The sequence below is a fragment of the Microbacterium sp. NPDC057741 genome (assembly GCF_042798735.1).
Taxonomy (GTDB): Bacteria; Actinomycetota; Actinomycetes; order Actinomycetales; family Microbacteriaceae; genus Microbacterium.
This window is the reverse complement of record NZ_JBHVJW010000003.1, coordinates 298,491-312,252: the sequence shown is the minus strand read 5'-3', so window position 1 is coordinate 312,252 and position 13,762 is coordinate 298,491. Positions and strand designations below refer to the sequence as shown.

The window sequence follows — 13,762 nt, the reverse complement described above, 5'->3', positions numbered from 1 at the left end:
CATCCAACCGCCTGGGGAGGCCCCGTGTCCACTCTGCTGTCCTCGCTCGGACGCTGGTCGTTCCGCCACCCCTGGCGCGTGCTCGTGTCATGGCTGCTGGTGCTCGGCATCGCCGGCGGCGGCGCCCTCGTGCTCGGCGCAGGCACCGACAACACGTTCTCGATCCCCGGCACCGAGTCACAGGCGGGCCTCGAGCAGCTCTCCCGCACCTTCCCCCAGGTCAGCGGCACGAACGCGCAGTTCATCGTGGTCGCAGCGGACGGCGACAAGGTCACGGACGCCCCGTACAAGGCCGACATCGAGAACACGGTCTCCGAGCTCGAGAAGGTCGACGGCGTCCTCGCCGTCACCTCGCCCTACGACGAGAACATCGACGGCATGATCAGTGACGACGACAGCGCCGCCATCGTCCGACTGCAGTTCGAAGGCCAGTCCACCGACGTCACGCCCGAGGCCAAGGCCGAGCTGGAGGGGGTCGTGAGCGACCTCGGCGACGAGCTGCCGAAGGGCTCCGAGACCGCACTCGGCGGCGACCTGTTCGCCATGTCCATCCCCACCGTCACGCTCACCGAGGCGGTCGGCCTGATCATCGCGCTGCTCGTGCTGATCGTCACGTTCCGGTCGTTCGTGGTCGCCGGCCTCCCGCTGGTCACCGCGCTCCTCGGGGTGGGAATCTCGATGGCCGGCATCTTCGCCGCCACCGCCTTCGCGACCGTCTCGTCGACCACGCCGCTGCTGGCGCTCATGCTGGGACTTGCGGTCGGCATCGACTACTCCCTGTTCATCGTCGCGCGACACCAGGATCAGGTCAGAGCGGGCGTCGATCCGGAGGAGTCCGCCGCCCGCTCCGTGGGCACCGCCGGCTCCGCCGTCGTGTTCGCCGGCGTCACCGTGCTCATCGCCCTGATCGGGCTCGGCTTCGCCGGCATCCCGTTCCTGACGACCATGGGCATCGCGGCGTCCGTGGCCGTCGCGATCGCCGTCGCGATCGCCGTGACACTCACGCCCGCCCTCCTCGGCTTCATGAAGGGGCGGGTCGCCGGGCGGCCGAAGAAGGCCCCTTCGTCTCGCTCCGCTCGCTCAGGGACCGAAGTACCGGATCCTGAGCGAGCGAAGCGAGACGAAGGACGGCGCTCCTTCAGCCAGCGCTGGGTGGGCGGCGTGACCAAGCATCCGGTGGTCGTGTCGATCGCCGTCGTGCTGGGACTGGGCATCGTCGCGGTGCCCGCGCTGAGTCTGAACCTCGCGCTGCCGAACGCCGGCCAGCTGCCGCAGGGCTCAGAGGCGCGTGTGAACTACGACCTCACCGCCGAGCACTTCGGGCCCGGCTTCAACGGCCCGCTGATCCTCACCGGAACCATCGTCACGTCGAAGGATCCGCTGAACCTCATGCAGGACCTCGGCGACGAGGTCGCAGGACTCCCCGGCGTCGCCACGGTGCCGCTGGCCACCCCGAACGAGACCGCCGACACCGGCATCGTGCAGATCGTGCCGACCACGGCGCCGGATGACCCGAAGACCGCCGACCTCGTGCGTGAACTGCGCTCGCACCACGACGAATGGCTGGACAAGTACGGCATCGACCTGAGGGTCACCGGATTCACCGCGGTCGCGATCGACATCTCCGACCAGCTCGGCGCCGCGCTGCTGCCGTTCGGCATCTTCGTGATCGGCCTGTCGCTCATCCTGCTGGCCATCGTGTTCCGCTCGATCTGGGTGCCGATCACCGCCGCGCTGGGATACCTGCTGTCGATCGTCGCCGCCTTCGGCGTCGTCGCGGCGGTGTTCGAGTGGGGCTGGTTCGCCGATCTGCTGCACGTCGCACGCACCGGCCCGATCATCTCGTTCATGCCGATCGTGCTGATGGGCGTGTTGTTCGGCCTCGCCATGGACTACCAGGTGTTCCTCGTCTCGCGCATGCGTGAGGACTACGTGCACGACCCGGCCATCCGCCGTCCGAACGGCCCCAAGGACGCCACCACCGCACGGGATGCCGCGATCCGCGCCGTCCGCACCGGATTCACCGGCTCGGCCAAGGTGGTGACCGCCGCCGCACTGATCATGTTCGCCGTGTTCGTCGCGTTCGTGCCCGAGGGCGACTCCTCGCTCAAGCCGATCGCCCTGGGCCTCGCCGCCGGTATCGCCATCGACGCCTTCCTGGTGCGCATGACCCTGATCCCCGCGCTGATGGCGATCCTGGGCGACCGCGCCTGGCGCATCCCGCGCTGGATGGAGCGTGTGCTGCCGCACGTCGACATCGAGGGTGAGGCCGTCGAGCGCGAGCGCGATCTGGCCGCCTGGCCCGGTGACGACAGCGTCGTGGCCGCAGACGGACTCGGCGTCGGCACCCCCGCCGTCGAGGGCGTCACGCTGCGCCTCGCGCCCGGCGGCGCTCTGGTGGCCACAGGCGCGGACGCCCGTGAGTTGCGCGCCCTCGCACTCGCGGTCGCCGGACGCGTCAAGCCGGATGCCGGACGCCTGCGCGTCGCCGGGCACCTGCTTCCCGGGCGCGCCGCCTGGGTGCGCAGGAGCGTCGGCTGCGTGATCGTCGACGCCGCGGCATCCGCCCCTCGCGAGCTGGCCGCCGCCCTGCGCGGCGGAAGCGAACTCGTCGTCATCGACGGGATCGACCGACTCTCCGGCGCCGACCGCGATCAGGTGGCGGCCGCCCTTCGCGATGCCGACGCCGCCGTGTTCGCGACGGCCGCCGACTCCTACGTCGCAAAGGCGCTGCTGACCGATGCCGGCCGCGACGGCGCATCGGTCGTCGACCTGCGCGAGCCCGCAACGCCCGTCGAGACCCCGCCTTCGCGCCGAGACCCCGCCGTGCTGACTTCCGCAGACCGGGGTGTCGTCGACAGCCCGGAGGCTCGGAAAGACGCATCCGCATCTGAGACCACCGAGGTGACCGCATGACCCTCATCGAACGCGCCCGCTCCCGTCGGCCGATCACCTGGCTGACCATCGTCGGCGTGCTGCTGCTGCCCGTCGTCATCGGCGGTCTGCTCGTCGCCGCACTGCAGAACCCGACGCAGAACCTCGACCGGATGACTGCGGCGATCGTCAACCTCGACGAGCCGGTCACGGTGGGCGACCAGTACACGCCGCTCGGTCGGGAACTGGCATCCGGCCTGGTCGAGGGATCCGACGAGGTGGACTCCAACCTCACCTGGGTCATCTCGAACAAAGACGACGCCGCCGACGGGCTCAGCGATGGCACCTACCAGGCGGTCGTGACCATCCCGAAGGACTTCTCGAAGAACGCCACCTCCGGAGGGCAGGCGATCGCCGACGGCGGCGGCTCTGCGCAGCAGGCGCAGATCCAGGTGACCACTCCGCAGGACGCCCGCGTCGCGGACGACCTCATCACCAGCCAGATCTCCTCGGTCGCGGCGTCGTCGATGAGCTCGATGCTCTCCGAGGCGACGCTGAGCAACGTGCTGATCAGCTTCGACACCCTCGGCTCGAAGATCGGCGAGGCGGCCGACGGCGCCGACAAGCTGGCCTCCGGCGTGCAGGATGCCGCGAACGGCGCCGCCAAGCTGCCGGACGGAGCCACGAAGCTCGCCGACGGTGCGAACCAGCTGAGCTCCGGCGCATCCCAACTCGGCGACGGAGCAGGGCAGGTCGCGGCAGGCGCCAGCCAGCTCGGAAGCGGGCTGGACACGATTGCGGACAGCACGCGAAAGATCGAGGCAGGCGTCAGCCAACTGGGCGCCGGGCTGACCAGCGGAGCCGCCGCGATCTCCGATCCGAAGGGCGACGTGAGCGCACTCGTCGGAGCGGCCGACGCCGTCGTCGCGAAAGCCGGGACGGCCGCGGAGTCAAGCGCGACGACGGCTCAGCAGGTCGGCGGTCTCGCGCAGACCCTCGGCGGGCTCGCCGGGCAGTGCACTCCTGCCGATTCCACGTTCTGCAAGGACCTCGCCAAGGCAGCAACCGATGCCGGAACGGCGGCAGGTTCGGCGAAGACGGCGGCTGTCGACGCAGGCACCGCCGCGGGTTACGCGAAGGGTGTCGTGAAGGGGCTCACCAAGACACAGACCGCGCTCGCGAAGCAGCTCAAGGACGCCGGATCCGGTGCGACCACTCTCGCGTCCGGCCTCGGCAAGATCGCCGGCGGCATCGACCAGTCAGCCGGCGGCGCTCGCGACCTCTCCTCCGGTGCGTCCAAGATCGCCACCGGCAACGATGGCCTCGCGACCGGCGCCACCGCTCTCGGCGACGGTGCGACGCAGCTCGCCGACGGCACCACCAAGCTCGGCACGGGCCTTGATCAGCTCGCCGGCGGCACGAGCGACCTCGCGGACGGACTGCACACCGCGGCGTCCTCGCTGCCGTCGTTCAGCAAGAAGGAGTCGACCTCGCTCGCCTCCGTCGTCGCGAACCCGGTCAAGGCGAATGTCGCGACCTCGAGCCTGTTCGGCGCGACTGCCATCCCGCTGCTGGTCGCCCTTGTGCTGTGGTTCGGTTCCCTGGCCTCGTTCGTCGTGATGCGGGCGATGCCCGAGCGCGTGCTCACCTCACGACGCTCGTCGATCATGCTGGCGCTGCGCGGTTTCTGGCCCGCCGCGCTGGTCGGCGCCGCGCAGGGTCTGCTGGTCTCGCTGATCGTGCAGTTCGTGGCGGACTACGATGCCGCGCGCTGGTGGTCGTTCGCTGGCATCGCCGTGCTCGCGGGCATCTCGTTCGCGGCGGTGAACCAGGCGCTGATCGCCCTGTTCGGCGGGATCGGACGCTGGATCGGCGTGCTGGTGGGCGTTCTCGCCGTGGCGACCGGCCTTGTGTCCACCGTGCCCGGCTGGCTGGCATCCGTCGGTGCGGCCATGCCGACCGCACCCGCGCTGAGCGGCCTGATCGACGCGAGCGGCACGGCGGTCGCAGGACTGATCGTCTGGGGCGTGCTCTCCCTCCTCGCGACGACGCTCTCGGTCACGCTGCGCCGCACGACCTCCACGAAGGCCGTGCTCGCCACCGCCTCGGCCTAACCCCTCCTCAGCTCCGGTCTCACCCCTTGTGGGTGCCATCTGCCAAGCCCCCACAAGCGTTGAGACCGGAGCGGAGTCGATCCAGGTGCCATGGGACGCGGGGCGGCCCGGCAACAGCGGTAGCGTCGTCGGATGGCGCGCGACTTCATGACCGACCCCGAGCAGCTCCGCGACCTGGACGGGCAGCAGTACATCGTGCTGCGCCCCGCCGGCGCAGTGATGCACGAGTTCGACAGGGTGCAGGATGGCGCACGGCGGCGCCTCGGCGACACCGTGCGCTTTCCCGGCGCGGCGCACGTCACACTGCGCGGACTGTACGAACCGGAGCGCATCGATGCTGTGCGCGACGTGGTGCGCGAATGGGCCGCGCAGCAGCAACCGATCGAGCTGGTCTTCGACGCCGTCGACTCGTTCCCCGCCCCCTGGCAGATCGTGATCGCACGACTCGCGCGCACGCCCGGCCTGCTGCACGCCTACGCGTCGCTCACCGAGGCACTCGACCGCACCGATCTGCGCCGGATCGGCGAGCTCGGTCTCGACGACTGGACGTTCCACCTGTCGACCGTCTACGCGAAGACGCTCACGCCCGAGGCATGGAGCGCTCTTGCGGACGACATGCGCCGCGAGTACGACTCCCCTGCCTCCGAAACCATGGCGGAGGTCGAGTTCGTGACGTACTTCGACGCCACCGAGCACCGCGAAGTCTTTCCCCTCGGCACTCCCTGAACCGCTTCGGTCTCAACCGTTGCGAGTCCCATCTGCCAGGCACCCACATCCGTTGAGACCGGAACTGAGGGAGGACCAGCCCCAAAGCAGTTCCGGTCTCACTGGTTGTGGGTGTCTCGGAGAAGCACCCGCAACCGGTGAGACCGGAGCAAGGAGGAGGTCAGATCAGGCGGGCGCGGTGAAGTCCTTCGCCAGGTCGAGCAGCAGGCGGGCGCCGAAGCCGGTCGCGCCCTGCGTGCGCCAGGAGTCGTCCTTCTCGACCTGCATCGTGCCGGCGATGTCGAGGTGCCCCCACGGGGTGCCGCCGGTGAAGTGGTCCAGGAACAGCGCGGCGGTGATCGCGCCGCCGTAGGGGCCGCCCAGGTTCGAGATGTCGGCGATGTTGCTGTCGAGCTGAGCCCGGTACTTGCGCTCCAGCGGCATCTGCCAGATCTTCTCATCGGTGGTCTCAGACGACCCGCGGAGCAGCTCGACCACCCGGTCGTCATTGCCGAGCAGCGCCGCGACGTGCCCGCCGAGCGAGACCAGAGCCGCGCCGGTCAACGTCGCGATGTCGATGATCGCGTCGACGTCCTGCTCGTTCGCGAGGGCGAAGGCGTCGCTCATCGCGATGCGCCCCTCGGCGTCGGTGTTCTTCACCTCGATCGTCGTCCCGCCGCGCGCGGTGAGCACGTCGCCGAGCTTGTACGCGGTGGCCGAGGGCATGTTGTCGGTGCACATCAGCCAGCCGAACACCTCGGACGTCGCGCGGGCGTCGCGCAGACCGGTGAACGCGCCGAGCACCGCGGCTGCGCCGCCCATGTCCATCTTCATCAGCAGGTGCATCGGGTCGCTCGGCTTCAGGCTGATGCCGCCCGAGTCGTACATGATGCCCTTGCCGATCAGGCCGAGTTTCCCGCTCGCCTCACCTTCCGGCCTGTAGTGCAGCACGACCATCCGCGGCTCCTCGACCGAGCCCTGGTTCACACCGAGCAGGCCGCCGCAGCCGAGCTCGATCAGCCCGGCCTTGTCGTAGGAGGTCACCTCGAACCCGAACCGCTCCCCCAGCACTGCCGCGATCTCGGCCATGTCGGTCGCGGTCAGATGCCCGGGAGGCGTGTTCGCCAGATCGCGCGCGACGATCGCCGCACGCGCGGTGACGCGCGCCGCGGCGACCGCGGCAGCATCCGTGGCGCCGTCGCCCGCACCGGCATCCAGCGTCAGCGACTCCAGCGGCACGTGCTTCGAATCGCCGATCAGCACCGTGTACCGGTACCGCGCGAGCAGCGCGCCCTCGGCGAGCGCCGTCAGAGCGGAGGCCCGGTCCGCGGCGCCAAGGTCGAGCTGCAGCGCCAGTCGGCCGTGCCGTGCCGCGGCACGCAGGAACGCCGCCGCGGCATCGCGCAGCACGGCGGGAGAGGAATCGGATGCCGCGCCGAGTCCGACGGCGACCAGGTCGGGCCTGTCCGGCTGCGGCAGCACGAGAGTCGCGCCGGCCTTCGCGTCGAACCCGGCCGCCTCGAGCGCTTCGCGGCTGAAACCGAGCCCGGCCGGCACCTCGCCGTCGGTGTACACGCCGAAGCCGACCGCTCCCACGTCGCCGTCTGCCGGTCCCACCCGCACTTCGGCGGCATCCAGGGCGTCCAATCCCGGCACCGTCGCGAAGTCGGCGGGGATGAGCTTGTTCGGACTGCGAGTCATGACTTCTCCTTGGTTGTCGAGAACGACGGGAAAACGGCGCCGGTCATCCGATCTGCACCGGCGAGCCCGGACCCCACGGGATACCGGTGAGGAACCAGACCACGTACAGCGCAGCCCAGGCCAGCAGCATCCACAGCGCGTACGGGATCATCAGCGCGATGATCGTGCCGATGCCGGCATCCTTCTTGTACCGCTGCGCGACGGTGACCATGAACGGCAGGTACACCATCAGGGGCGTCAGCACGTTGACTGGCGAATCGCCCACGCGGTACGCCGCCAGCAGCGTCTGCGGGGCGACGTCGAGCGAGGCGAAGATCGGGATGAACACCGGCGCGAAGATCACCCACTTCGGCACCAGCCCCGGCAGGATGAAGTCCAGGATCAGGATCACCAGGATGAAGGCGATCAGCAGCACGATCGCGGGCACGCTGGCGTGCTGCAGCGCCTCGGCGGCGGAGATCGCGGCGACGGTGGGCAGGTTGGTCCAGTTGAACAGGGCGATGAACTGGGCGATCATCAGGAACATCACCAGCAAGCCGCCCAGGCTGGCGAACGTCTTCGCGATCGCGGCGACGGTCGCCGAGCCGCCCTTCAGCGTCTTCGCGCCGGCGCCGTAGGCGACGCCGCACACCAGGAATGCCAGCGAGATGATGAACACCAGGCTCGCCATGAACGGCGACGTGCCGGTGATGTCACCGTCGGACGGCGCCCGCAGCGGCGCCCCGGGCGGCAGGGTCAGCGCGAGGATCACGAGCACGAAGCCCAGCAGCGCCCAGCCGGAGAACTTCAGTCCGCGCGCCTCGGCGTCGTGGTCGACATCCGCCGAGTCGTCGACGATGGTCATCTCGGCACGATCGTAGGCACCCAGTCGCTTCTCGGTGACGAACATCGTCACGAACAGCGCGACGAAGGTGAGCAGGAACGTCGAGACGATGCCGAAGTACAGGTTGTGCGTGACCTGGATCGGCGCCATCCCTGCGGCGGTGAGCACGCCGTTGGTGATCTCGGTGAGCATGCTGTCGCTCGGCGTGATGATGAGGTTCGCGCCGAACGCCGCCCCCACCGCGGCGAACGCCCCGGCCAAGCCCGCGAGCGGATGCCGCCCGACAGTGAGGAACGCGGCTGCCGCGAGCGGCACCAGGATGAGGTAGCCCGCATCCGTGGCCACCGAGGACAGCACGCCGACGAACAGCAGGATCGCCGCCAGCCAGCGGCGCGGAGCGACCTTCACGACCCGGCGGATCAGCGCGCCCATCAGGCCCGCGTGCTCGGCCACGCCGACACCGGCCATCGCGATCAGCACCGTCGCGACGACGCTGAACCCGGCGAAGTTGTCTACGAAGGAGGTGAAGAAGAACCGGATGCCCTCGATGGACAGCAGGTTCTGCACCGCGAAGGTGCGCGTCTCGACGACGTACTCGGGTACGTCGGCGGGCTCACCCGTCGCGGTGTCCCAGATCACCCAGTGCGAGCCGAACTGGTCATTCAGCTGCCCGATCTGATCGGTGGCGACGGGCGTGGCCACCTCGTCGGTCACCGATACGCCCACCCAGCTCAGGATCGCGGACAGCACCGCGATGAACCCGATCAGGTACAGGAACATGATCGTCGGGTCCGGCACCTTGTTGCCGACCTTCTCGATCCAGTTGAGGAAACCCTTCTGGGGCGCCTGCGGCGCCAGATCCGATGCTGCACTCACCCGGGGCTCCTTCGTCCGGACCCGCGGTCTCCGACGTTCCGCTATGGTCTTCCCCCATATTGACGGGCCGCGGTGCTCCTGGCAATCAATCACGACCCCCGCGCGTCGCGCAGTGTGCGCCGGGGATCAGCTCCGGCCCTGCTCGACCTTCTTCTTGAAGAACAGCAGCGGCAGCAGCCACGTGCCCAGCGCGGTGATGATCCACACGATCAGAGTCGCGAGCACCCAGGTGCCGATACCGCTGAGGACGATGCCGCTCGGGAAGAAGGACGCGATCAGCAGCGCGACGAACGTCGAGACGAGCCCGATGCCTCCCAGCAGTGCGCTGGCGTGCTGACGGGCGACGTTGAAGATGAACGGTCCGAGGATCGCCTGCGCAATCGTGAAGACGAGCACGGCTATGAGGAAGCCCGGCCAGTCGATCGAGAAGCCGGGCAGCGTCCACATGCAGACCAGCAGACCGAGAGCCGCCGTGACCAGCGAGATGAGGACGTTGATGAGGAACCGGATCATGGCGCCAGCATAGTGGCGCCATGACGTCGGATGCAGGAGCTCAGCTCAGTCCGGAGTAGGAGTGCAGCCCCTTGAAGAACACGTTCACGATCGTGAAGTTGAAGAGCACCGCCGCGAAGCCGACGATCGACAGCCAGGCCGACCGCGATCCGCGCCATCCGCGAGTGGCACGGGCGTGAATGTAGCCGGCGTAGAGCACCCAGATGATGAACGTCCAGGTCTCCTTGACGTCGAAGCCCCAGAACCGGCCCCAGGCGTCCTGAGCCCAGATCGCGCCGGCCATCAGCGTGAACGTCCAGGCGATGAAGCCGACCACGGTGAAGCGGTATGCCAGACTCTCCAGGCGAGTCGAGTCGGGGATCGTGCGCAGGAAGCCGGGACCGGTCTTCTCAGCGCCCTCCACGATCAGCCGCTCGCGTCGCATCTGCAGCAGCTGCATCACCGACAGGGCGAACGCCAGGGCGAACAGCGCCGTCGACAGCGACGCGACGAACACGTGGATGACGAGCCAGGCGCTCTTGAGGGGCTCGGCCAGCGGCGTGATCGCGACGTAGAAGCTCGTCGAGGTGAGTCCGAGCAGCACCACCACGAGACCGATGATGAACGATCCGAGGTACCGCACGTCGAGTCGCGTGAGCACGATCAGGTAGACCCCGACGATCAGCAACGTGCCGACCATCGCGAACTCGTAGAGGTTCGACCACGGCACGTGCCCGTCGGCGATGCCGCGGGTCACGGTCGCGCCCAGATGGAACAGCCAGGCGAGCACGGTCAGCGACGTGCCGATCCGCGCCATCACATAGCGCGGCTTCGCCTCGCCGGTTCCGGATGCCGCGGACTCGGCGCCTCCGGCAACCGCCACGGTTCCGCCGCCGGCCGTGACGAGCTGCTTCGCCTTCGCGGTCTCGAGCTTCGCATCAGCCGTCTTCGCGGAACGGCTGGCGAGGTCGAACGCGTAGGCGAGGAACGCGAGCGCGTAGATCGCGATCGCCGTCCACATCAGCACGACGGAGAGGGATTCCAGATCGGCCATGTCAGCTCTCCTTAGGAGCGGTGGGGGATTTCCGGGGTGCGGAGCCGTCGAGCAGCCGCTCATGTCCACGGGCGAGATCGTCGACTGCCGCGGCCAGAGTGGGGTCCTCGCCTCGGGCGAGGCCAGCGTACTCCAGCGTCACGGTGCCGTCACCGGGGGTCGCCTTCACCCACATCCGACGGCGCGGAACGAACAGTGCGAGTGCGAGGCTCACCAGCGCCAGCACGGCGAAGACCAGCACCCACACCGCCGACTCGTCGTGGTGGATCTGCAGCGAGACGTAGCGCTTCAGCGACTGGGTGAAGTCCTTCGCTCCCTTCGGCGACTCGTCCTCGAAGGTGACGGAGCCCATGCCGTTCGGCAGCTCCGCGGTCTTGCCAGGCTCGAGCTGGATCGACTTCACGTCGGTTCCGCGACCGGTGAGCTTGGTCATCGGGTTGGTGTCGAGCACGTACACCGACTGCGGGGTGCCGTCGTCGATGCCGAGGTCACCGACGTAGACGTCGAGGGTCAGCATCGGGCCGTACAGGTCGGGGTAGGCCGAGGTGAACGCGCCGGTGGAGAGTTTGCCCGCCGTCGGGTAGAAGAATCCGGTCAGCGCCATCTGCTCCGGCATCCCGTCCGGCACCTTCAGCACGCCGAGCGAAGTCATGTTGTTGTCCTGCGGCAGGAACGCGACGGGACCGCTGGTGACGACGTCGCCCTTCGCGTTGCGCACCGTGATGCTCGGGGCGTAGCCGTTTCCGAGCAGGTACACCTTGTCCGCTCCGATGGCGAGCGGATGGTTCACCTTGACGACGCCCTTGTGCTGGGAGTCGTCGGCCTCGGTGACCGTGACGTTCGCGGCGAAGTCGCCCGCCTGCCCCGCGCCGGCGGCGCCGGGGGGCTGGTACTTGATGTCGAAGGAGTCCAGCTTCATCCGGTACGGCGCGAGCGCGTCGTCGCTGACGAAGCGACCGCGGTTGATCGAGTCGTAGTCGGTGAGGATGTTGACGAAGTTGCGACCCTCGATCACGACCTTCTGGCCGGTGTAGGCGAGTCCGCCACCCACGCCCACCGCGACCAGGACGCCCACCAGCGAGATGTGGAACAGCAGGTTGCCGGTCTCGCGCAGGTAGCCGCGCTCGGCCGAGACCGAGCGCACCGGACCGCGATCGTAGCGCGACACCCGATAGCCGAGCGCCTTCAGCTGCTTCTCAGCGACGTCGATCGCACGACCGGCATCCGCATCGGCGTCCGCGCTCTCGCGGACAGTCTCGAGATGGTCGTCCAGTCGCGACAGCCGCGCCGGCGTGCGCGGCGGCAGCGCGCGCAGCGCCTTCAGGTGATGTTTGATGCGCGGGATGATGCAGCCGATGAGCGACAGGAACAGCAGCAGGTAGATCGCCGAGAACCACGGCGAGGAGTACACGTCGAACAGGCTGAGCTTGTCCAGCACGGGGAACAGGTCGGGGTTGTCGGCCTTCCACTTGATCACGCCGTTCGGGTCGGCGGAGCGCTGCGGGAAGATCGAACCCGGGATCGCCGCGATGGCGAGGACGAGCAGCAGGATGATCGCGACGCGCATGGACGTCACCTGGCGCCAGCCCCACCGCATCCAGCCGGTGAAGCCGAGCTTGGGCTGGTTGATGTCTCCGTCGCCGGCGTCGCCGGCGGAGTCGATGTGGTCGGAAGGGCGCAGCGGGTCGGTCGCGGCCGAGGTGCCGTCCTTCTCGTCCTTCACGTCAGATCGGGAGGACGACACTGCCCATCACCACCGTCACGCGAGACATGATCTGGGTCCAGACCCCGGTCACCATGAGAACTCCGAGCACGATGAGCAGCACGCCTCCGACGATGTTGATGGTGCGCACGTGACGACGCAGGAAGCCGACGGTCCTGGTCGCCCAGCCGAAGCCGAGCGCGATGAGCAGGAACGGGATGCCGAGGCCCAGCGAGTAGGCCACGCCGAGCAATGCCGCGCGCCCCGGCGTTCCGACGTTCACAGACAGTGCCGAGATCGCGGCGAGCGTCGGGCCGAGGCAGGGCGCCCAGCCGAGGCCGAGCGCGACGCCCAGCAGCGGCGCGCCGATCAGGCCCGTCGCCGAGCTCACGTGCATCCGCATCTCGCGCTGCGCGAAGCCGAAGAACCCGAGGAAGACCAGGCCCATCGCGATGATCACCACGCCGAGGATGCGGGTGATCAGCGGCATCCACTCGAGCAGGAACATGCCTGCCGTGCCGAACAGCACGGTCATGCACACGAAGACGACGGTGAAGCCGGCGATGAACAGCAGCACGCCGAGCAGCAGCCGGCCCTTCGCACTTCCGGTTCCTGAGCGCCCTTCGTCTCGCTTCGCTCGCTCAGGACCCGGGGAGTTCGTGCCCACCGCTCCCCCGATGAACCCCAGGTACCCGGGCACCAGCGGCAGCACGCACGGCGAGAGGAACGACACCAGTCCCGCCAGCATCGCGAGCGGGACGGCGAGCCAGAGCGCGCCGGATCCGATGACGTCTACGGGATTCACGCCTTCTCCGCGAGCGCGTCCTGGATCAGGGTAGAGAGCACCGAGGGGCCGTCGATCGGCCCGATGATGCGTGCCGCGACACGACCCTGTCGGTCCAGGACGAGGGTCACCGGCGGCGCCTGGATCGGCGTCACCTTGGCGAAGGCGAGCTTGGCCTTGCCGCTGTCGGCATCCATGATGCTCGGGTAGGTGATGCCGAACTTGTCGGCGAAGGCCTTCGCGGTGTCGGCCTGGTCGTAGATGTTGATACCCACGAACGCGACGCCGTCGTCCTGATGCTTCTGCCAGACCTTCTCGAGGTCCTTCGCCTCGAGGCGGCACGGACCGCAGGACGAATACCAGAAGTTCACCACTGTCACGTCGCCGAGTGTGTCGGCGCTGTCGAACTTCTTGCCGCCCTCGGTGGTGCCTGCGAACTCGATCGCGGCACCGCGGTCGGCGGGCTTGATCTCGGCGACGCGCACGTCATTCGAGCTGTAGACGGTGTCGCCCTTGCCGAACTCGTCGGCGGCGGGGTCATTGGCCGTGCAGGCACTCAATCCGATGGCGAATACCGCGGCGAGCGCGGCAGCGATCAGGGAACGTACACGGCGGGACACGCTGGGAATCGTACGCG

At 68.7% G+C, this 13,762-nt stretch carries 10 protein-coding genes; 3 read left to right on the top strand and 7 right to left on the bottom strand.

What is annotated here, in order from left to right:
• The first annotated feature begins 24 nt into the window (after window positions 1–24).
• The 3 genes from ACFVDO_RS12475 (at window position 25) to ACFVDO_RS12465 (ending at window position 5,714) form a co-directional block, all read left to right on the top strand.
• The gene (locus ACFVDO_RS12475; RefSeq protein WP_378859314.1) at window positions 25–2,916 is read left to right on the top strand and encodes an efflux RND transporter permease subunit; all 2,892 of its coding nucleotides are present in this window, start codon (window positions 25–27) and stop codon (window positions 2,914–2,916) included.
• Window positions 2,913–4,988: a YhgE/Pip family protein gene (locus ACFVDO_RS12470; protein WP_378859313.1), complete on the top strand. Its 2,076-nt coding sequence runs from the start codon at window positions 2,913–2,915 to the stop codon at window positions 4,986–4,988. Before ACFVDO_RS12475 ends, ACFVDO_RS12470 begins: the two co-directional genes overlap by 4 nt.
• 132 nt (window positions 4,989–5,120) lie before the next feature.
• Window positions 5,121–5,714, top strand: coding sequence for a 2'-5' RNA ligase family protein (locus ACFVDO_RS12465; protein ID WP_378859312.1), 594 nt, complete (start codon window positions 5,121–5,123; stop codon window positions 5,712–5,714).
• A 165-nt stretch (window positions 5,715–5,879) separates the two neighbouring features.
• On the opposite strand, the gene ACFVDO_RS12460 is transcribed toward ACFVDO_RS12465, so the two are convergent.
• The 7 genes from ACFVDO_RS12460 to ACFVDO_RS12430 all read right to left on the bottom strand — a co-directional run bounded on the left by ACFVDO_RS12460 (window position 5,880) and on the right by ACFVDO_RS12430 (window position 13,754).
• The gene (locus ACFVDO_RS12460) at window positions 5,880–7,394 is read right to left on the bottom strand and encodes a leucyl aminopeptidase family protein (RefSeq protein ID WP_378859311.1); all 1,515 of its coding nucleotides are present in this window, start codon (window positions 7,392–7,394) and stop codon (window positions 5,880–5,882) included.
• Window positions 7,395–7,437: 43 nt separating this feature from the next.
• Window positions 7,438–9,093, bottom strand: a complete 1,656-nt coding sequence (locus tag ACFVDO_RS12455; protein WP_378859310.1) for an AbgT family transporter — start codon at window positions 9,091–9,093, stop codon at window positions 7,438–7,440.
• Window positions 9,094–9,219: 126 nt separating this feature from the next.
• On the bottom strand, window positions 9,220–9,606 hold the full coding sequence (locus tag ACFVDO_RS12450) for a phage holin family protein (RefSeq protein ID WP_378859309.1): 387 nt from the start codon (window positions 9,604–9,606) through the stop codon (window positions 9,220–9,222).
• A gap of 40 nt (window positions 9,607–9,646) precedes the next feature.
• A complete protein-coding gene (gene ccsB / locus ACFVDO_RS12445) occupies window positions 9,647–10,639 on the bottom strand; it encodes a c-type cytochrome biogenesis protein CcsB (protein WP_378859308.1) in 993 nt (330 codons plus the stop codon).
• Between the two features lies 1 nt (window position 10,640).
• The gene (locus ACFVDO_RS12440; RefSeq protein WP_378859307.1) at window positions 10,641–12,383 is read right to left on the bottom strand and encodes a cytochrome c biogenesis protein ResB; all 1,743 of its coding nucleotides are present in this window, start codon (window positions 12,381–12,383) and stop codon (window positions 10,641–10,643) included.
• On the bottom strand, window positions 12,364–13,146 hold the full coding sequence (locus ACFVDO_RS12435) for a cytochrome c biogenesis CcdA family protein (protein WP_378859306.1): 783 nt from the start codon (window positions 13,144–13,146) through the stop codon (window positions 12,364–12,366). The genes ACFVDO_RS12440 and ACFVDO_RS12435 overlap by 20 nt, the downstream gene beginning before the upstream one ends.
• Entirely contained in the window at window positions 13,143–13,754 is a 612-nt protein-coding gene (locus tag ACFVDO_RS12430; protein WP_378859321.1) for a TlpA family protein disulfide reductase, read from the bottom strand. Before ACFVDO_RS12430 ends, ACFVDO_RS12435 begins: the two co-directional genes overlap by 4 nt.
• Window positions 13,755–13,762 lie beyond the last annotated feature (8 nt).